Here is a 20513-nt window from a genome sequence, read left to right as displayed (position 1 = left end):
AATTGTCTAAATCAGGTCAAGTTGTTGCGAAGACAGTAAACGCATCACAAAGGTTACAAGCAATCGCATTATTTTTGCCTCTAGCGCATGACAGATAACTTAAACTCATCCTCCCTATTCAACCCAGATATAAACCAAAGAGTTTACGCTGAAGTTATCATTCCACTTGCTTTGCCTAAAAATTATACATGGGCAATTCCCGACCATTTAAAAGGCAATGTTGCCAAAGGCTCGAGGGTAGAAGTTCAATTAAAAAACAAAAAATATTCAGGAATTGTAAAAACGGTACACAGTGATAAACCAACAGCATTTGAGCCCCGAGATATCTTAAATGTTTTAGACGAGCAGCCTTTAATTTATGCCCAACAGCTAAAGTTATGGGAATGGATAGCTGACTATTACATGTGCAGTGAAGGAGAGGTGATGCAAGCTGCCCTACCTTCTCATCTAAAGTTATCCAGCGAAAGCATTCTTACTTACAACGAAGAATCTGGCGAGGACTTTTCAGACTTGAACGATGAAGAATATTTGGTGGCCGAAGCTCTCCTGCTAAAAAAAGAACTGAAGCTAAGCGAAGTGCAACAGATTCTAGATGCGTCGCATGTTTACCCGATTATAAAAAGTTTGATAGAGAAAAAGGTTTGCATGGTTTGGGAAGCACTGAAAGATACCTACAAACAAAAGATGGAAACGTACGTTCATCTTCAGGCCGATTACCATAATGAAGAGAACCTTGCAAAGCTTTTAAATGAATGGAGCAAGAACAAGGCCCCCAAACAACTCGAACTACTGCTCTCCTACTTACACCTGATTAAGACAGAAGGCGAAGTAACACAAACCAATCTTTTAAAAAAGGCGAATGCAACTGCAGCCCAATTAAAAGGGCTTGCAGATAAAAATATTGTAAAGCTTGAAAAACGGTCGGTTGACCGGCTTCCAACGCTCCCAAAAGATATTAAGATTGAATTCGAGTTATCTCCTGCGCAGGTAGAAGCTGCAAATTCAGTTCAACAGGTATTAAATGAAAAATCGGTTTGCTTGCTTCAAGGGGTTACCTCAAGCGGCAAAACGCAGATTTATATAAAACTAATTGAGCAGTACATTAAAGCAGGAAAGCAGGTTTTGTATATGCTTCCTGAGATTGCTTTAACTGCCCAGATTATACGAAGGCTTCAAAAGTATTTTGGAGGCTATATCACTATTTATCATTCCAAGTTTAACCCAAACGAAAGGGTTGAGATCTGGAACAAAATAAAAACAGGCGAAACAAAAGTAGTACTCGGAGCAAGGTCATCGTTATTTCTGCCTTTTAAAGAGCTTGGATTGATCATCGTTGATGAAGAACACGATCCATCATTTAAGCAACAGGAACCGGCGCCGCGCTACCACGGTCGTGATGCTGCCATTTATTACGCTTCCCTGTTTAATGCAAAAGTGTTGCTTGGAAGTGCCACGCCTTCTATCGAAAGCTATTACAATACCGTAACTGGAAAATATGGTTTAGTTAGCCTGACCGAACGGTATGGAAATGTTCAAATGCCTTCCATACAAATTGTTGATGTAAAAACAATTATTACCAAAGAAAAGGGTAAGGTTATTTTATCGCCACAGTTAACAGAGGCAATCCAGCAATCGCTACAAGAAAAAAAACAGGTTATCCTTTTTCAAAACCGTCGCGGATATTCTCCTTACCAGATTTGTTCAATTTGCGGTTGGATACCGCAGTGTGAAAACTGCGATGTTACGCTTACCTATCATAAAGCTAAAAATAAGCTGCAATGTCACTATTGCGGTACTGCTTATCCTTTGGTACTTACCTGTGCGGCTTGCGGCAATCACAATTTTGTTCAAAAAAACTTTGGTACAGAAAAGATTGAAGAAGCTTTGGTTGAAGCTTTTCCGGAAGCGAAAATTGCAAGGATGGATTACGACAGTGTACGGGGAAAGAACGATCACGATGCATTGATTAAACTATTTGAACAGCAAAGAATAGACATACTTGCCGGCACGCAAATGGTTGTAAAGGGACTTGACTTTGAACATGTAAACCTGGTAGGAATTGTTGACGCTGATGGCATATTAAACTTCACTGACTTTCGCGTAAACGAAAGAGCATTTCAATTGATGGAGCAGGTAAGCGGCCGCGCCGGCCGCCGCGAAGCGCAGGGAAAAGTAATTATACAAGTCAGCAATACACATCATCCTGTGTTGCAGTTCGTACAGCAGCACAGTTACGAACAGATGTACCAATTTGAAATTGAAAACAGGAAGATGTTTTTTTATCCTCCTTTTTCACGGGTTATTCAATTAATCTGTAAGCATAAGGATAAAAATATAGCCGAGGAAGCTGCGAATATTTTAGGGCAATTTCTAAACGATAAATATGCTGCCTATATAAGTGGTCCCGCAGAGCCTGCCATTAACAGGGTGAGAAATCAATACCTGTTTGAACTTTTACTAAAACTTCCGAAAGATGCCCGCTTTATGCGACAATGCAAACATGACATCTTGCAGCAGGTAAGCATTGTTCAATCGAATAAAAGGTATAGGAGTGTAACGATCATCGCAGATGTGGATGCCGTTTAAGAAAGTATTGCTGACGATATTCACGGCTTTAAAAAAAAGATGATTGCGGTTATACAAGTGCAAGCGTGTGACACAACGATGTTGAAAGATGTTGTACGGCCGGCTCAAAAAAATTTGCTGACATCTTAAAAGGGCCCCAGTTTGATGGATACCTAAAAAGGTATAATTGTTGTTGAAACGGACTGGAACAACTTCGCCTGTTGTTATTAAATCTATTATTTATGGTTTACAAATTTTCAGACTTTCTTGAATTAAACTACAGCCAGCTAGCGCAATTTATTGATGGTAATGAAGAATTGACCAAAAACGAATTGTTAGAGAAATGCGCGGGAGAGATTAGTTATGAATTATTGCAAAATCTAAAAGAACTGGTGTTCTCTAAAATTGGCAAAAATGCTGAAGGAGAATTGTATATAGCATAAAGCTTTAGGCAGAAATTTTCTTGTAAGTGGTACTTGACTAAAAAAAGTGCTACCGCTTTCAAGCGATAGCACTTTGTATAATTTTTAAGCTGATTTCTTACAACGATATTTCAAACCTTCCATACACATACCGGCCGTTAAAACCAAACTGTGTAGCTCTCCTGGAGTATATAAATTGATTTGCAGTGGTGTTACCGGGATCAGCAACCCTTTCAGGATAGATATCAAAAATATTATTAGACCCTACACTGATACGAGTTGACCTTGAGATTTTATAACCTATAGAAGCCTCAGTGATAACCTTTGGATCAAAAGTCTGTTGGTAAAGAACAGCTGTAGTGGCTTCGTCAACTGCGCCAAAATAAACGTTCCTTACAAAAAAGTTCCATTTGCTTATGCCGTAAGTAAAAGTCAGGTTCGCTTTCACCCTTGGTACCGAGCTTTCAAGATAAATACGACTTGCCTCACTGAAGTAAATACTTTCTTTAGATTTCAATAATTCAGAAGATTTTATTGGTCCTACCCTCATGGTCTTAGAAACGGTTCCGGCTAAATCAGCACGAAAATTTCCTGTACCTATTTTTGTTCCATAAGATACTACCAGGTCCACTCCTTTTGTTTCAGTGTTTATGGCGTTTGCAAAAAACTGGGCACGGTTGGCATTGTAAGACAAAAGAATATTGTATAATTCCCTATCCGTAGCTGAAGCATTGGCGGCGTTACTTCCCAGGAACAAATCTGTATAAATAACCCTGTCGTTAATTCTGGTAAGATAGCCATCCACAGTAACCTTAAATTTTCCAAAGTTTCCGGTAAAACCTAAACTGACGCTTTTCGATTTTTCAGCACGCAAATCTGGAATTCCCAATAGTTTAGCTGCACGGCTGTCGTTAGGGAAAGTAGCCACCTCGTAAGGAATACCACCTACAAACAAGGTAGATGTATTTGAGAAATATCGCTGGTGCAAAGAAGGTGCTCTAAAACCGGTACTAACCGAACCACGGATAGCGAAGCTTTCTCTTACCTTATACCTCATCGAAATTTTTCCGCTTACGTTACTACCAAAATCATTATAGTTTTCGAAACGGGCCGCACCATCTATCAAAAATGCTTTCGAAAAATTAAATTCGCCATCAGCATAAGCGGCAATAGCGCTACGTGTAGCATTTACCGCATTTTCTGGTCTAAATCCCGGAAAAGATTGCGCGCCGCCTGTTAACGCCGAACTGTCCGGTCCACCGAACCGGGTAACAACCAATCCTCTTAAATCAGGTACCAGTATTGGTCTTCCCGCTGCATCAACACCAACTTGCCTCGACCTACCATAATCGGCGTAAGATGCTTCCTCGCCTGGCACTAACTGGTATCTTTCAAAACGATGCTCTGCACCTAAGGCTATGTTTATTCCGCTTAACCCGGCAAAGCTTCTTGAAAAATCAAGGTTAGTGGTGTTTTGAGTAAAGGCGGGTCCTCCCGAATTAAAACGTGTTGGTGAAGCTATACCCATTGTTGAATTCAGGGTATTGGCTACTTTAAAAATAAACTGGTTTTGGCCGTAAGTATTGCTAAAATCAACGTTCCATTCTTTCAACTTACCCCTGATACCGAAAGACAGGTTTCTGTCGTAGATATCCGAGTGGATCTCAGGTAAAAAACCTAATGGATAAATTGCTAAAATATTGTTGGTGTTATTAGGCAAACGGAAGTTGGCAGCAGCTTGACCATTTCTATAACCTAAACCTCCAAACATGTAAAACTCGGTTCCCTGGTCATCCATGGGAATACTTGAATTAAACATAAACTGTCCGCTACGAAGCCGAGACTGACCTACTCTTTGTTTAAAGTCTTCCCGTGTCTTATTGTTTGCAGTTAAAAAAGAGTCTGTTCTATCAACTGTTTGAATAGCACCTGCTGCATTACGGCCATTGTACCTGCTAAAAATAGTTCCGGTTCTTTCTCCTGCCCTGTTGGTATAATTGCGATAATCAAATGAACCGGAGAAGTTAATGAACCCGCCCTGTTGTCCCAAGGGAATACCGAAGTTTATTGCATTCTGTACGGTTTGCCCGTCAGTGATAGACTTGCCTAAAAACCTGGTAACATTTGCGCCGGCAGTAGTAGAGAAAGTAACCCTGTTTACAGAGCTCTTTAATATAATGTTTATCACGCCTGCAATTGCATCGCTTCCATATTGTGCAGAAGCAGCATCACGAAGTATCTCTATCCGGTCTATTGCCGCAACCGGAATTGCGTTTAAATCTGTTCCAACAGAACCGCGTCCAAAAGTACCGTTGATATTTACGAGGGCGGTATTGTGCCTCCTTTTACCATTAATTAAAACCAACACCTGGTCTGGCCCCAGGCCGCGCAAAGAAGCAGGATCAATATGATCCGAACCATCTGCAACAGTCTGTGTTCCGGAATTAAACGAGGGAGCCACATAGCTCAATATCTGGTTGATATAAACCTGCGGCGCATCCTGCGCTATTTTCTTTATATCAATTACATCCACCGGCACCGGCGTTTCTAACTGTGTACGTGGCAATGCCCTTGACCCAAGAACAACCACTTCATTTGTAACGCCCGAATTATTTAGAGAAAAATCTAATGTAGCGGTAGCGCCTTCAGCAACGGTAACTCTTTTGGGGCTAGTCGAAAAGCCTACATAACTGGCACTTACCGTGTAGGTACCACCTTTTACTTTTAGCGTATACGTTCCACCGTTATCTGTAGTTGTTCCTGTGGCAGTCCCCTGCAGCGACACGGAGGCACCACTAAGCGGATTACCACTTTCATCCCTAACTGTACCGATGATTACCGACTGCGCATTTACCCCAGCTGCAAGCAGAAGGAATAATACAACTGTAGTTGTAAATCTAAAAATTGAGGAAATTTTCATCATACTTGTTTTGTTTAATAAAAAATTATCGGAATAATAGCAGGTTAGGAATTTTATGTTACCAGCTATTATGGTATGGCGGCAATTGTTGCGTCGCACTCTTGTACTTGCTAACTACATGGAGCATTCAATGTTGCAAAATGCTGCATAAGAAGAGTAATTTCCCGTTCCCCGGGGGAAAGCTGCTAAGCTAGTATCTAGGCGTTTCAGCAATCTTTATTAATAAATTTTTAATTCTCCGATGTGAAAAAGGCAGAAATTTGCTGCATGCAACTCAGACACTTTATCATTGTTTTCACTTCCCTGTTATTTTCAAATATTGTGGCAGCCCAGTCATTTGTGGGTGCCGGAAAAGCAGTTGATCCCTATCACTTTTCAAGCAATAAAACGCAAACTTTTTCGAACGGCGCGGTTGTTTGCGCTCATCCTATCGCTGCTAAAGTGGGAGCCGAAATTTTAAAACGTGGCGGAAATGCAATTGACGCCGTTATAGCAACACAGCTGGCACTTGCAGTAGTGTATCCGGGCGCTGGAAATATTGGTGGCGGCGGTTTTCTGGTGGCGAGGCTAAAAGATGGTAAGACTTTTACTTACGACTACCGCGAGACAGCGCCGGCGAAAGCGACTCGTGACATGTATTTGGATGAAAAAGGAACTGCACAAACAAATCTTTCTCAATTTGGTCATCTCGCTGCCGGCGTTCCCGGAACAGTTAGCGGCTTGTTTGCAAGTCTTAAATATTCAAAGCTTCCGTTTAAAACCCTTATACAGCCCGCCATTGACCTTGCAGAAAAAGGCTTTTCGCTAACCGAAGCCGAAGCGTCGAAATTTACGAGGGCAAGGGAATCGTTTCTAAAATATAACACAGTAACACCCGTGTTTGTAAAAGAAAGCGGATGGAAGAAAGGGGATACATTAATTCAAAAAGAACTGGCAAATACACTAAAAAGAATACGAGATAAAGGTGCAGCCGGGTTTTATGAAGGGGAAACAGCCAGATTGATCGTGGCAGAAATGCAACGAGGAAAAGGTCTTATCACTTTAAATGATTTAAAAAATTATAAGACAAAAGAGCGAAAACCATTGGCGTTTAATTATAAAGGCCATACCATAGTTAGCATGCCGCCACCCAGTAGTGGCGGAGTATTACTAATGCAGATGTTGAAGATGGTTGAGAACCGGCCATTAGCGAGTTACGGATTTGAAACGGTAAAAAGTGTGCAACTAATGACCGAAGCCGAAAGAAGAGCTTACGCAGATCGCGCAGCACATTTAGGTGATCCTGACTTTTGGAAAGTGCCCCTTGGCACAATTACAAGCAATGCTTACCTGGCTAAAAGAATGGCAGATTATGATAGCACAAAAGCAAGCAAAAGTGTTGAGATAAAAGGAGGCCCGCTATCAGAGAGTACTGAGACCACTCACATTAGCGTTGCTGATAAATGGGGCAATCTGGTGGCTGTCACTACTACACTTAACGGCAACTTTGGAAGCAAAACCGTGGTGGCCGGTGCAGGTTTTATACTAAATAATGAGATGGATGATTTTAGTATAAAACCTGGCGTACCCAATATGTACGGGGCAATAGGTGGAGAAGCAAATGCAATTGCACCAGGCAAGAGAATGCTTAGCTCGATGGCACCTACAATTGTTTTAAAAGGCAGCAAGCCTTTTATGGTTGTTGGAACGCCGGGCGGCACAACCATTCCAACATCAGTCTATCAAACCATTGTAAATGTGGTAGACTTTAATATGAATGCTGAAGAAGCCGTTAACAAACCAAAGTTCCATCACCAGTGGCTTCCGGATGAAATACAGGTAGAAGAAGGTTTTCCGAAAAATGTGATGCAAGAATTACAGGAAATGGGATATGCTGTTAAGGTATATTATGTAGCTGGATACGCAACATCAATAGGTCGTGTAGAATTGATAAAAATAAATAATGGCAAGCTTGAAGCTGCCGCTGACAAACGGGGCGATGACAGCGCAGAAGGTTATTAGAACCTGGAGTTTTTAGGATTGTATAAATTAAATGGAAATAAGTAAGAAATTTTACCGCTACTGCCAGCGTCCCCGCCAACCCGGCTTTCTTTTTAGTGCCGTTGTTGAGGTCCTCGCCAACATTCTTCCTACAAGAAGTTGTAACGGAAAGAACAAATACATATTGACTATCGATTTCTTTGAACTTCCGCTTTTAATTATTAGTTATTCTGTTTTAATAAAGGCTGAAGCTCAGGAACGAGCTGCTGAAAAAGTGATTGCGACGCAACGATGATGCTACCACAACTAATGCCGGTATCAAACACTCCTTTTGTAAACTTTCAACTGACTTCACTGGTAATATATTTGCATCGTTGAACATTCTCTAAAACTCTTTTTTATAAAAACAAATTACCAATGAGGTTAGCCGCTATAGATATAGGAAGTAACGCTGCGAGATTATTAATAACAGATGTCGTTGAAGGAATTGGCCATCCGCCGCAATTTTGTAAGCTCAACCTCATCCGGGTACCATTGCGACTTGGGTTTGACGTATTTGAAACCGGCGAAATTTCAGAACATAGAATAACGATGGTAGTGGAGGCAATGAAAGCATACAGCCACCTGCTAAAATTGTACGAAGTTGAACACCTTACAGCATGCGCTACCAGCGCAATGCGCGATGCAAAAAATGGTTCAGAAATTATTGCCAGGGTTAAGAATGAAACAGGAATAGACATTGAAATTATTAGCGGGGATCTTGAAGCTTCGATAATTTATGAGAACCATGTTGCCGAGAGTATGGACGAAAATAATAGCTATCTCTATATTGATGTAGGTGGTGGAAGTACTGAGCTTACTTTTTTTGCAGACGGAAAATTAGTATGCAAACAATCTTTTAATATCGGCACTATCCGTTTACTTAAGAACCAGGTGGAAGAAAAGATGTGGAATGAAATGAAGGAAATGATAAAAGAAAAAACGAAAGGATATAAGAAGATTGTAGCTATCGGTACCGGTGGCAACATAAACAAGATATTTTCTATTAGTAAGAAAAAAGACGGAAAGCCCCTTGAACTTAGTTTACTTAAAGACTACTATAAAGAATTTTCTGCCGTTTCCGTTAAAGACCGTATTCGACTATTTAAATTCAAAGAAGACCGGGCAGATGTGATTGTTCCGGCATTGCAAATTTTTATTAATGTAATGAGGTGGGCCGATGCAGATGAAATACTTGTACCCAAAATTGGTTTGGCAGATGGACTGATCCAGCATTTATATTCAGAGTTAAGAAAATAGAAGTAACCTTAGCCAACCCTTCGGTCTGCTTTTGCGAAATAAACAATTAACTAACTGCACTAAATAACTGTAATTTCACACGTTCCTGATGGGTTTTATCAGAGCATGTTTTATTCTAAAGCAGAGCCATACTCCTCTCCCATCTCATTTTTGAAATTATTCATCAATTTCTATTAAAGAGATGTCTGTAAATAAGCAAATTAAAAAAGTAACTACCAATACACTTCTTCGGCTGAAAGTAAACGGTGAAAAAATTTCGATGATTACCGCTTATGATTTTTCGTTTGCAAAATTATTTGATGCCGCAGGTATTGACGTTATATTGGTGGGTGACAGTGCAAGTAATGTAATGGCAGGTCATGAATCTACGTTGCCTATCACGTTAGACCAGATGATTTATCATGCTGCCTCGGTTATCCGGGGTACAGAACGTGCACTGGTAGTAGTTGATTTACCTTTTGGCTCTTACCAATCTAACAGCGAAGTAGCGCTGGCATCTGCTATCCGCATTATGAAAGAAACAGGTGCACATGCGCTAAAGCTTGAAGGTGGCGAAGAAGTGGTTGACAGTATCAAACGGATTGTAAGTGCAGGAATTCCGGTGATGGGTCACCTGGGGCTAACACCGCAATCCATACATAAATTCGGCACTTATGTGGTAAGGGCAAAAGAAGAAGCCGAAGCAAACAAACTTAGAAGCGATGCGCTCATATTACAGGAGGCCGGGTGTTTTGCAGTGGTGCTGGAAAAAATACCTGCAGCATTGGCCAAAGAAGTAACAGAAAGCCTGATTATGCCAACAATAGGCATAGGTGCAGGAATGCATTGTGGGGGACAGGTTCTCGTAATGCATGACCTTTTAGGAATAAATACAGAGTTTAGGCCGAGATTTTTAAGGACCTATTTAAATATGGCAGAGCAGGTAACAGGCGCAGTGAAGCAATACATTGCTGATGTTAAAAACAATGACTTTCCGAATGAAGGCGAGCAATATTAAAAGAGCAAGAAAGATTACACTTGCCAATAATTTTATTAAAGTTTAAAAAAATCCTCACTAAAATTTTCCTCCTTCGCAGTAAACATCCGGTTTACGCTTTACCGATTGTTCTATGCCATTAATCCAAATTCTTTTTATCCGACCCCTGGGCCTCCTACTTTTAAATTATTTATTACCCTACTACCCCGAGAGCCAGGAAAAGTAAGTTAGTGTGAGATCAACGGTATCAACATTTGGCCGACTATGAACAAGTCAAGCTGCGGGATAACAAGTAACGTGTTGATAAGTAGAATACTACTATTAGCTATTACTTGTGTAAAAAAGCAGATATTGCTATACAACTAATTATACCTTTAAAACCCTACTTCTAATTTGAACAAAAGGCTTTTAACAATAACAGTGCACGTGGCAGCCTGGGCATGTTTCTTTCTGCTTCCGATTTTATTTTCTCCCCGGCCGCGAGACGCTGACTTTCAGTTTAGTGATGCCATGATACTGCGGTTCATCTGCATAGATGCTTACCTGCTGATTTTCTATTATTCCAATACAATGGTGCTGATACCTCAGTTGCTTACGAAGAAAAAGTGGCTTTGGTACTCGCTAACTATTATCGCACTACTTATCATCTTTCTTTTTATTAACCGCCTATTAGATGATATTATACGAGCAGAAATGCCCGAAAGAATTAAGTTGAGAATGCAGCGGCGCCGTCCGTCTTATTTTTACCCTTTTACAGCTTCTACTGCGGTTTTCTTCTTAGTGTTTACCGTAAGTACATGTTCAAGAGTTATACAGGAATGGTTGGGTATTGAACGTAAAAAACAGGAAATTGAAAATGAAAAACTAGCAACGGAACTCTCGTTCCTTAAGACCCAGATTAATCCGCATTTTCTTTTCAACACGCTTAATAACATTTACTCTTTAGCGCTGGTAAAAAGCGAAGCGACAGCGGATGCAGTTTTAAAGCTATCGTCTATTATGCGTTATGTTTTAAGTGAGACAAAGCACGATAGCGTTGCGCTTGACAAAGAGATACAGTTTATACAACATTACATAGAGCTACAGAAAGTGCGGCTGACGGACAAAGTAAAAATTGAATTCGTTGTGGAAGGCCAAACTGAAGGAAAACAAATTGCACCACTAATTTTAATTCCGTTTGTGGAGAACGCTTTTAAATATGGAGTAAGTACAAAGGAAATGTCGAGATTATTATTTGAGATAAAAACCCAACCTCATAGCATTTTATTTACTTCTAAAAATGACATCATCACAAATGATAAAGGGAACGAAAATAATACAGGAATTGGCTTGAAAAATACGAAACGAAGACTTGAATTACTATATCCTGACACCCACCAACTGACCGTAAATGAAGAAAATAAACAGTTTATCGTTCACCTAATACTCCAAAAATAATGCGCTGTATAGCAATAGATGATGAGCCACTTGCACTGCAATTAATAACCGAGTATGCTTCGCGCATTCCTTTTCTATCTTTAGAAAAGACCTTTACAAATCCCGATGAAGGGAGGGAATGGTTGCAGCAACACGAAGCTGACTTGTTGTTTCTTGACATACAAATGCCCGATATAAACGGATTACAGTTTTACAAAACGCTGGTAAAAAAGCCAATGGTAGTTTTTACTACTGCCTATAGCGAGTATGCAGTCGATGGATTTAATGTAGATGCGGTAGACTATTTGTTGAAACCTTTTGAATACGATCGTTTTTTAAAAGCAGTTTTTAAAGCACGTGAATATCTGGAGTTTTTAAATAGCCAGGAGCTTCAGATGGCTTCCATATTTGTGAAGGTTGACTACCAGTTAATGAAAATCAATTTAAAGGAGATTGAATTAATTGAGGGATTGGATGACTATATCAGAATTCACTTAAAGCCGAAACCTATTCTTACTTTGATGACCTTAAAAAGCCTTCAGGAGAAATTACCAACTCCTGAATTTGTTCGTATTCACCGCTCTTATATTGTGCCTTCGAATAAAATTGAAAGTTTTGGGAAGTCGAAAGTGAAAGTTGCTGGTAAAGAGATCCCGGTGGGTAGTAGTTATAGCGAGGTATATCAGCAGCTATTGAAAAGTAAGGGATTGGAACCTTAGTCGTTTTTGACGAGACAAAAACAGAGATACTATTTACTTCTGCTTTATAGGAAAGAAGACCATTAACTCTTGCCCTGCCACGATGTTTTGCTTCTTTTTGAAAACACTTCATTAATGGCCAATAGCTATTAAAAAAAAGTCACTCACCTGGCTCATAGAAATTCTAAAAGTACAAGTGAGTGACACAACGATGTATAATGAAAGTACCATTGCTGGTCAACAAACCAGTGTTATCCAAGCTTGGCTTCCAAAGTAATATTTAAAGCGCTATAAGCTTTACTAACCGGGCAATTGTCTTTTGCATTTTGCGCGCATTTTTGAAATTCATCTTCGCTAATACCTGGTATTGTAGCGGTAACGTTTAACTCAGAAGTTGTGATAGCCCCGTTCTCTAAAGCGATCGTACATGTTGTTTCTATCTTGTCTGCGGTAAAACCTGCTTCACCTAATACAAAACTTAGCTTCATGGAGAAGCATCCTGCGTGGGCAGCGGCCATTAGTTCTTCGGGATTTGTTCCAACGCCTTCCTCAAAGCGCGATTTATAAGAATATTGGGTGCTGCTTAGAACTGTACTTTGTGTACTAACAGTTCCTTTACCTTCTTTACCGGAACCGTTCCAAACGGCGGTTGCATTTCTTTTCATACTTTTTGTTGTTTAGATTTGATTTTAAAATTGTTTCAATGATATCATGGGACGACCTGGAAAAGATAAACATTCAAACAGGAACAATTGTTGAAGTTAAGGATTTTCCAAAAGCCAGAAAGCCAGCATATCAATTGAAAATTGATTTCGGACCGACCGGAATAAAATACTCTTCTGCGCAAGTTACCAAGCATTATTCCAAAGAGCAATTGCTGGGCCAACAGGTGGTAGCTGTGATGAACTTTCCGCCAAAACAAATAGCAAATTTTTACAGTGAATGTTTAGTGCTTGGCGTATATGATGCCAACAACGATGTAATTTTATTAAAGCCGGAAAGAGCAGTTGAAAACGGACTAAAAATAGGCTAAAATGAGTGAGACCACCTTTACGTATTACAAGTCTCCGGTTGGCCTTTTAAAGGTTGGCGGAACAGCACAATACATTAACGAGATTTCGTTTATTGATGATGAAAGTAATGCTGGCAATGCCAGTACAAACAATCTTCTCTTACTAAGCTGTGTAGAGGAATTGATAGAATATTTTGGCGGCAAGCGACTTTCATTTGATATACCTGTCCGCCAGAAAGGAACTGAGTTTCAAAGCAAAGTTTGGGGTGAACTGCTGAATATAGAATACGGAAAAACTATTAGTTATATGGCGCTGGCAAAACAACTGGGCGATCCTAATTGTATTCGGGCGGCTGCTTCAAGTAATGGAAAAAACCATGTATGCATTATTGTTCCTTGCCACCGGGTTATAGGAAGCAATCAATCGCTGGTAGGATATGCCGGCGGATTGTGGAGAAAAAAATGGTTACTTGATCATGAGAATAAATTTGCAAACGGGGTACAAACTTTATTTTGATCTGTTATAACGGAAAGGAGATTAGCAAAAGAAATGGAACACCTACAATTAAGGATAACAAGCATAAGGCAGGAAACAGCAGAAAGTAAAACGTTTGTTGTAGAAGAGATAAACAAGAGAAACATAGAATATAAAGCAGGTCAGTTTGTTACCTTATTAGTAACGCTGAATAATAAAGAAATACGCCGCTCTTATTCCATTAGCTCAACACCGGGTGTTGACAATGATTTTTTCTTTACCATCAAGAGAATTGAGAATGGCGAACTAAGCCGTTTCTTGTTCGACGAATTAAAAGTTGGCGACATTATTATTAGCCTGCCGCCTAGCGGGAGATTTATTATAGAAAAACCTGAAAGCGAAGTAGCCGTTTTTATTGCAGCGGGCAGCGGAATTACGCCGGTCTTCTCTCTTATAAAGCATTTATTACACAACTTCCCGCGGACAAAAGTTTTGCTGATTAACCAAAATCACAGCGAAAAGAACAGCATTTTTAGGAATGATTTGTTTCTATTAAAAGAAAAGTTCAAATTAAATTTTTCTCTAACAGAAATCTTTAGTCAACCAGAGGATTATAAAAAGCCTTCTCAACGCCTCAATAACAATTTGCTTGAACGGATCTTGCTACAGCACATTACAAATTCATCTGTAAAATTTTATCTCTGCGGTCCAGAGTCTTTCATGAGGATGGCTCAATTTACTTTGAAGGTGATGAAATACAGCCAGGACTTTATAAGGCGGGAGAACTTTTTTGCTACGGCTCCACCTCCGCCTTTAATGACTGATAAAACCCCTCATCGTGTTACCATCTACTACCATAATAAGAAGTATAACATTGAAGTTGCTTACCCACAAAACATCCTTGAGGTTGCATTAAAACATCATATCCAACTTCCGTTCAGTTGTCGTGGCGGCAGGTGCAGTACGTGTACTGCAAGATGTACCAGCGGAAGCGTAAAGATGACGATTAACGATGTGCTTACCCCAACCGATTTACAGGAAGGATTAATACTCACCTGCGTATCTTACCCCGAAACAGACCTGGAGTTAACTTTTACTCCAGCAGGTATGGAAGAAAAAATACTTTAAGAGAAGCTTCAAAGTAAGTTGCAGGTTCGTGACATAAGGGTTAAAATAAGAAGCCAACCAATTTGATGATCTGGTGCGCTTCTTAAATACTCACCCTTAAAAACTAATTTTAAGAGCGTGCCTTTTCCTGGTCTCGCATTGCTTTGACTTCATCGTGAGATCCTTTAAGTATGTGCTTTTGTTTTGAAACCATTTCCCTTAAATACGCAGGTAAATCCTCAGATAGCAAAGCGGCGTCGTAAGCTTTTTGGGCTGCATCTTCTCCAAACTCGCAGTTGCTCAAAACAGTCTTTCTATCATGGCCACTAAATACAGCTTTTACATCCATCCAGGCTTTGTAGATCTTTCCACTGTTAGTAGTGTCTGAACCTGATTTCATTTCTCCACCTAAAGCCTGCACTTCTTTACCAAGCGCCATTCTTGCCTGGCGGCTTTCATCTATCATTGATGCAAACAGCACTTTCAGGTCGTCGTCACTATCTTTCAATTCATGAATTGCTTTTTCATATCCAATTACCCGATCATTATTAATTTGAATAAGGTCGTTTAAAATTCCAATTGTAGTCTGTGTAGGCTCCATAATATCTTTTACGAAATGCATAAAAACTTGTGCCAGAAGCTAGTTTTTGGTGAAAGGGTCTTAAGCATGTATGATGCATAACACACGAAACTCTTTCTATAATTTTCTTACTATTTATGTAATTCGTATTTAGAATGCATCATATCCCAAAAAGTAAAAGATGCCACTTACTAAAACATTGTTACTTGCTATAATACCAGTATTTATACAAACTGTAGTATATGCCAGGGATAATAAACCAGACACTGTTCAAATGATAGTAGATGAAATGGCAGTCAATGGCGTTTATGAACGATCTTATACAATTGGATATACCGGTTCCTATTGTAAGCAGTTAGAGCTCTATACTAAACTTCTATCTGTTGCTGCGGAAGACCAACTGATAGAACTGGCTAAAAACAACAAAAGTGCAGTGGTTAGATTGTATGCTTTCCAGGCATTAAAAGAGAAAAAGGCAAAAATTGCGGATAAAGTAGTTTACCAATTCGAGGAGGATAACGCACAGGTCATTACCTTGTCAGGTTGTTTTGGAGATAAAAAACAAGTGAAAAGTCTTGCTTTCAAACCTATTATCCAACCAAACGAACTGCTTCCGTAACGTAAACAACTACTAAGCCAGCGCGCATTTATATAATTTGTTACAATGGAGAACTTAAATCTTCTGCTGTAAAACTTAGCGGCAACAGCATAGCAGCCCGGTCAATAATATACACTTGCCCTTCAAGTCCACCCAAAATAACCCTGATTGGATGTTTTACCCGAGATTCGTATTCAAGCAGGCTTTGACGACACATACCGCAAGGAGAAATGGGGTGGTCGCTTTCACCATTTTCGTTGTGGTAACTAATCGCTATTGTTTCTATTGGCACTTTGGGGAATAGTGATGCAGCCGAAGCAAGAAGCACTCTTTCTGCGCACAAACCAACCGGAAAGCTTGCATTTTCCTGGTTACTTCCAGCTACAATCTGGCCATTGTCGAGGCGGGCAATGGCACCTACCTGAAAATGTGAATAGGGCGCATACGCATGTTGCGTTACTTCACGGGCTTGGTTGAGCAGCCATGCATCATGCTCATTTAACTCGTCGATAGAATCGTACACTTCAAATGAAAACGTATAATCTTCTTTCTTCATTGATAATTATTGAGACAAAAAATCCCTCCGTTGCTGGGAAGGATTTATAAAAATTAAAGATATGTTATTTGATAGTTTTAAACAAACGGTTCCAGCGGGGGCCGTTTTCCCAACTAAACCATATTAGTGAAGCTTTGCCGACGATGTTTGTTTCAGGTACAAAACCCCAGTAACGACTGTCCTGGCTGCGGTGGCGATTGTCGCCCATCATCCAGTAGTAATTAAACTTACATTTATAAGTATTTGTTTGCTGGCCATTGATAAAAAATTTGCCATCTCTCTCTTCCAGATTATTACCCTCGTAAGTAATAATTAACCTTCGATAGATATCGATATTCTCAGGAGTAATTGTAATTGTGCTTCCTTTTGCAGGAACATAAATAGGTCCAAAGTTATCAGGTGACCAAAGATTGTTTGTGCTATATGGAAAGGTTGTACCGGGATTGTTTATATACGCAAAATCAATGCTTTTGAAATTAGGTTGTTTCTTTACCAACTCTGCTTCGGAAGGTGTCATATTCAAAACATAAGAATTGGCTTTCCCCTGGTAAGCGTAAATCTGGTCTTTGGGTTCTTCCGGATTAATATGCAAAGCCGTTTGTAAAAATTCATCGTCAAATGGCTGTCCGTTCGTTTCAACAATATACTCCGTTTGTGATCCGATGGGAATAGGTGAAGGTTGTCCACTTATAATAACACGTCCGTCCCTAATTAATAGCGTATCACCACCCACAGCAATACAACGCTTAATATAGTTATCCGTTTTATCCATCGGGTGTACGTGGATTGGATACTCAGCCATCAAAGCATCTCTGTTCCCCTTAAATTGTGTTCTTAACACATCATAATATAAAACTTTCGAACCAAAATCAGGCAGGTTGATAATGGTATCTCCTGCAGGAAAATTAAACACGACGACATCATTTCTTTCAACCTCCTGAAAACCTGGCAAACGTTTGTATGGAAGCTGCACAAGAGTTGTATAAGAAGGTGTAGTGGTACTGAAAGGCATGATGTTGTGAACAAAAGGAAAAGAAACAGGCGTTTGCGGAATGCGAGGTCCGTAACTCATTTTATTTACAAACAGAAAGTCGTTTACTAAAAGCGTTTTTTCCATACTTTCTGTTGGTATGGTATAAGCTTCAAATACAAAGGTTCTAATGATGGTAGCAGCTACAACGGCGAAAACAGCGGCGTCTATCCACTCTCTTGCTGCACTTTTCTGATAACGTTTAACTACGTCATGCCCTACATATCTTTCAGTTTTTGAATAGCCTAAATAAGGGAAATAAAGAAAGGGGAAGAAAACCGTTGCTATATGATGAATTAAAGAAAATCTTCCAAAATGCATCACGAAAATAATGGTGATCCAAATAGTAATAAACTGTCCTGCTATGGGGATAAATTGAAGCCAAAACCAGACCTTACGGATATTGGTCTTATTAACGATACACCATGTGTTATAAAAAGGGATCAAAGCTTTCCACGGTTCTATGCCGGCCTTTTTAAACATACCATACATGCCTATATGCCATCCTATTATGTATATCGCAAAAATGAACCAGCCCATAAGTAGTTTTTGATGGTGGCAAATGTACCATTATAAAATTTGCTTCAAAGGGGCTTCTTCAAAAGTTTTCTTAAATAAAAACAAAAGATATAGGTGTATCTTATTGATCAGAACGCTACTACTAAAAGAGATATTTACCTTTATAAGCAGAAATGAATCAGTTTACAATAAAAGACATTGAGAACCTAAGTGGAATAAAAGCACACACGTGGCGTATTTGGGAGCAACGTTATGGAATTGCTGTACCGCAAAGAAGAGATAGCAACCATAGATTCTACGACAATGAAAATTTAAAGCACATTCTCAGGATCTCATATTTATATCACGGTGGCTTAAAGATATCTAAAATTGCTTCGTTAAACAGAGACGAAATAAGGTTAAAGGCATTGGAAGGACTGCCGCGTGAAAACGGGAATGAGTACTATATAAAAGAGTTGCTTGAAGCATCGATTGACCTGGACGAAGAAAGTTTTGAACGAACATTCCAGGAAGCGCTAAAAAGACTTGGTGTAGAAGAAACCATTCTTAAAATCATTCATGCCTTTCAGGATAAGATTGGCGTTTTGTGGCTTACCGACCATGTAATTCCGGCCCAGGAGCATTTTACAAGCAATATTATTGCCAGAAAACTTTTCGTTGCTATCGACAATCTTCAGTTGATAAAAGAAACAACTAAGAAGGATATTTTACTATTTACACCAGAAAAGGAACACCACGAATTGCCTTTGCAGTTCATCTACTATTTATTAAAGAAGAACAAAAACAAGGTAGCTTACTTTGGTAGCAATGTGTCTTTAGATAGCATCGACACTTATCGGCAAACTAAAAGTTTTAAATACATACTTTTCCATCTTGTCACAAATTTAACCAACAAACATGCACAAGATTATGTAGAGGAGATTGCCAAGCGGTTTCCAGAAAAGCAAATTGTAATGTCGGGAATCCAGGTACAGCAAATTATAAGGGTGCCGCCAAATGTTCAGCTATTGAGATCAATGGATGAAATTATTAAGTTTACGGAGGAGTGAGCACTCAGCACCCGAGATTGTATAAGGTGTAAGGTTATCCTGCGACAAACCTTACACCTTACACCTTACACCTTACACCTTACACCTTATACCTTACACCTTACGCCTTACACCTTACACTATTTCACTTGTCTATATGGTTACATAATTAGTAATATCTTCTGTAGTAATTGTTTTACCCGACAATATTACCAAGCGTTCTACCACATTTCTCAATTCACGAATGTTACCTGTCCAGTTTCTTTCTTTCAATGATTCCAAAGCTTTTGCGTCGATGTCTTTTTTTGCCTGTCCATAATCTTCGGCAATGTCTTGTAAAAATTTTGCAACCAGCAAAGGAATATCTTCCCGTCTATCATTTAATGAAGGCACATGTATTAGTATAACGCCTAACCGGTGATAAAGGTCCAGTCGAAAGTTTTTGTTCTCTACCTCTTTTAATAAATCTTTGTTGGTAGCCACAACTACCCTTACGTCAACTGCGATTTCTTTTTCACCACCCACCCGGGTTATTTTTCCTTCCTGTAGGGCCCGAAGTACTTTAGCCTGTGCACTGAGACTCATATCCCCTATTTCATCCAAAAACAAGGTACCTCCGTTCGCTTGCTCAAACTTTCCAATTCGTTGTTTGATTGCCGAAGTAAAGGAGCCTTTCTCGTGCCCAAACAATTCGCTTTCTATTAGTTCGCTTGGTATTGCAGCGCAGTTCACTTCAACCAATTGACCGTCTGCACGGCTGCTTTTTTCATGAAGCCATCTTGCCACTAATTCTTTTCCGCTTCCGTTCTCACCGGTAATCATTACCCGAGCTTCCGTTGGGGCCACCTTTTCAATAGTTTCTTTTATCTTTTTTATTGCCGCGCTTTCGCCAATCATTTCCTGCACTTTACTTACGCGCCGCTTTAAAACTTTAGCCTCTTTTACTAATTTGTTCTTATCAATTGCATTGCGAATGGTAATAAGCAACCGGTTTAGGTCAGGCGGTTTAGAGATAAAATCAAAAGCTCCTTTTTTTACCGCTTCGACCGCAGTTTCTATGGTACCGTGTCCACTAATCATTATCACAGGAACATCGGGGTTTGATGCTGTAGCCTTGCTCAAAAATTCCAGTCCATCAACTTTAGGCATTTTAATATCGCACAACACCACATCATACGTAGCTGCCTGGAATTTTTTTAAACCTTCCTCTCCGTCTGCCGCTTCTTCTATTTTATATCCTTCAAAACCCAAAATTTCTGTGAGGGTTTTGCGAATAGCTCTTTCATCATCAACTATCAGTATTGTTGCCATTTCACTATTTTAATGGCCGCT

The 20513-nt window shown here is 39.7% G+C and carries 19 protein-coding genes; 13 read left to right on the top strand and 6 right to left on the bottom strand.

Translation table 11 applies throughout. The features are described 5' to 3' along the window. The first annotated feature begins 87 nt into the window (after window positions 1-87). Window positions 88-2586: a primosomal protein N' gene (gene priA / locus JWR87_RS08380; RefSeq protein WP_297818231.1), complete on the top strand. Its 2499-nt coding sequence runs from the start codon at window positions 88-90 to the stop codon at window positions 2584-2586. Window positions 2587-2807: 221 nt separating this feature from the next. After that, window positions 2808-3008, top strand: a complete 201-nt coding sequence (locus tag JWR87_RS08375) for a hypothetical protein (protein WP_297818228.1) — start codon at window positions 2808-2810, stop codon at window positions 3006-3008. Between the two features lie 97 nt (window positions 3009-3105). Here JWR87_RS08375 and JWR87_RS08370 read toward each other — a convergent pair whose 3' ends face one another. After that, complete coding sequence (locus JWR87_RS08370; protein ID WP_297818225.1) at window positions 3106-5910, bottom strand: TonB-dependent receptor; 2805 nt, start codon at window positions 5908-5910, stop codon at window positions 3106-3108. 264 nt (window positions 5911-6174) lie between these two features. On the opposite strand from JWR87_RS08370, the gene ggt reads away from it, so the two are divergent. The 6 genes from ggt to JWR87_RS08340 all read left to right on the top strand — a co-directional run bounded on the left by ggt (window position 6175) and on the right by JWR87_RS08340 (window position 12297). Continuing rightward, window positions 6175-7908, top strand: coding sequence for a gamma-glutamyltransferase (gene ggt / locus JWR87_RS08365; RefSeq protein WP_297818223.1), 1734 nt, complete (start codon window positions 6175-6177; stop codon window positions 7906-7908). A 31-nt stretch (window positions 7909-7939) separates the two neighbouring features. After that, entirely contained in the window at window positions 7940-8182 is a 243-nt protein-coding gene (locus JWR87_RS08360) for a hypothetical protein (RefSeq protein WP_297818220.1), read from the top strand. Window positions 8183-8304: 122 nt separating this feature from the next. After that, window positions 8305-9186: an ethanolamine ammonia-lyase reactivating factor EutA gene (locus JWR87_RS08355; protein ID WP_297818218.1), complete on the top strand. Its 882-nt coding sequence runs from the start codon at window positions 8305-8307 to the stop codon at window positions 9184-9186. A gap of 181 nt (window positions 9187-9367) precedes the next feature. Beyond that, on the top strand, window positions 9368-10183 hold the full coding sequence (panB, locus tag JWR87_RS08350; protein WP_297818215.1) for a 3-methyl-2-oxobutanoate hydroxymethyltransferase: 816 nt from the start codon (window positions 9368-9370) through the stop codon (window positions 10181-10183). A 372-nt stretch (window positions 10184-10555) separates the two neighbouring features. Then, window positions 10556-11599 carry a sensor histidine kinase gene (locus tag JWR87_RS08345; protein ID WP_297818212.1) on the top strand — a complete coding sequence of 348 codons (1044 nt, stop codon included), beginning with the start codon at window positions 10556-10558 and terminating at the stop codon, window positions 11597-11599. Then, window positions 11599-12297: a LytTR family DNA-binding domain-containing protein gene (locus JWR87_RS08340; protein ID WP_297818209.1), complete on the top strand. Its 699-nt coding sequence runs from the start codon at window positions 11599-11601 to the stop codon at window positions 12295-12297. Before JWR87_RS08345 ends, JWR87_RS08340 begins: the two co-directional genes overlap by 1 nt. 230 nt (window positions 12298-12527) lie before the next feature. Here JWR87_RS08340 and JWR87_RS08335 read toward each other — a convergent pair whose 3' ends face one another. After that, window positions 12528-12941 carry an OsmC family protein gene (locus tag JWR87_RS08335; RefSeq protein WP_297818206.1) on the bottom strand — a complete coding sequence of 138 codons (414 nt, stop codon included), beginning with the start codon at window positions 12939-12941 and terminating at the stop codon, window positions 12528-12530. Between the two features lie 38 nt (window positions 12942-12979). On the opposite strand from JWR87_RS08335, the gene JWR87_RS08330 reads away from it, so the two are divergent. Genes JWR87_RS08330 through JWR87_RS08320 form a run of 3 tightly spaced genes read left to right on the top strand, consistent with a single transcriptional unit; the run spans window position 12980 to window position 14891 of the window. After that, on the top strand, window positions 12980-13309 hold the full coding sequence (locus JWR87_RS08330) for a tRNA-binding protein (RefSeq protein WP_297818203.1): 330 nt from the start codon (window positions 12980-12982) through the stop codon (window positions 13307-13309). A gap of 1 nt (window position 13310) precedes the next feature. Further along, window positions 13311-13805, top strand: coding sequence for a methylated-DNA--[protein]-cysteine S-methyltransferase (locus tag JWR87_RS08325; protein ID WP_297818200.1), 495 nt, complete (start codon window positions 13311-13313; stop codon window positions 13803-13805). A 33-nt stretch (window positions 13806-13838) separates the two neighbouring features. After that, on the top strand, window positions 13839-14891 hold the full coding sequence (locus JWR87_RS08320; RefSeq protein WP_297818196.1) for an iron-sulfur cluster-binding domain-containing protein: 1053 nt from the start codon (window positions 13839-13841) through the stop codon (window positions 14889-14891). Between the two features lie 109 nt (window positions 14892-15000). On the opposite strand, the gene JWR87_RS08315 is transcribed toward JWR87_RS08320, so the two are convergent. Continuing rightward, entirely contained in the window at window positions 15001-15471 is a 471-nt protein-coding gene (locus JWR87_RS08315; protein ID WP_297818193.1) for a PA2169 family four-helix-bundle protein, read from the bottom strand. A 160-nt stretch (window positions 15472-15631) separates the two neighbouring features. Here JWR87_RS08315 and JWR87_RS08310 point away from each other — a divergent pair, with 160 nt between their 5' ends. Beyond that, window positions 15632-16069: a hypothetical protein gene (locus JWR87_RS08310; protein WP_297818191.1), complete on the top strand. Its 438-nt coding sequence runs from the start codon at window positions 15632-15634 to the stop codon at window positions 16067-16069. A gap of 40 nt (window positions 16070-16109) precedes the next feature. Here JWR87_RS08310 and JWR87_RS08305 read toward each other — a convergent pair whose 3' ends face one another. Both JWR87_RS08305 and lepB read right to left on the bottom strand, forming a co-directional pair. Next, window positions 16110-16604 carry a cytidine deaminase gene (locus tag JWR87_RS08305; protein WP_297818188.1) on the bottom strand — a complete coding sequence of 165 codons (495 nt, stop codon included), beginning with the start codon at window positions 16602-16604 and terminating at the stop codon, window positions 16110-16112. A 64-nt stretch (window positions 16605-16668) separates the two neighbouring features. Further along, entirely contained in the window at window positions 16669-18174 is a 1506-nt protein-coding gene (gene lepB / locus JWR87_RS08300; protein WP_297818185.1) for a signal peptidase I, read from the bottom strand. A gap of 152 nt (window positions 18175-18326) precedes the next feature. Between lepB and JWR87_RS08295 the strand changes: the two genes are divergently transcribed. Beyond that, a complete protein-coding gene (locus JWR87_RS08295) occupies window positions 18327-19202 on the top strand; it encodes a MerR family transcriptional regulator (RefSeq protein WP_297818182.1) in 876 nt (291 codons plus the stop codon). A gap of 132 nt (window positions 19203-19334) precedes the next feature. Here the strand turns inward: JWR87_RS08295 and JWR87_RS08290 are convergent, their stop codons facing one another. Beyond that, window positions 19335-20492: a sigma-54 dependent transcriptional regulator gene (locus JWR87_RS08290; RefSeq protein WP_297818180.1), complete on the bottom strand. Its 1158-nt coding sequence runs from the start codon at window positions 20490-20492 to the stop codon at window positions 19335-19337. Window positions 20493-20513 lie beyond the last annotated feature (21 nt).

Origin of the sequence: Segetibacter sp. (assembly GCF_025963695.1) — a bacterium.
Taxonomy (GTDB): domain Bacteria; phylum Bacteroidota; class Bacteroidia; order Chitinophagales; family Chitinophagaceae; genus Segetibacter.
This window is presented reverse-complemented; position numbering and strand designations above follow the sequence as displayed.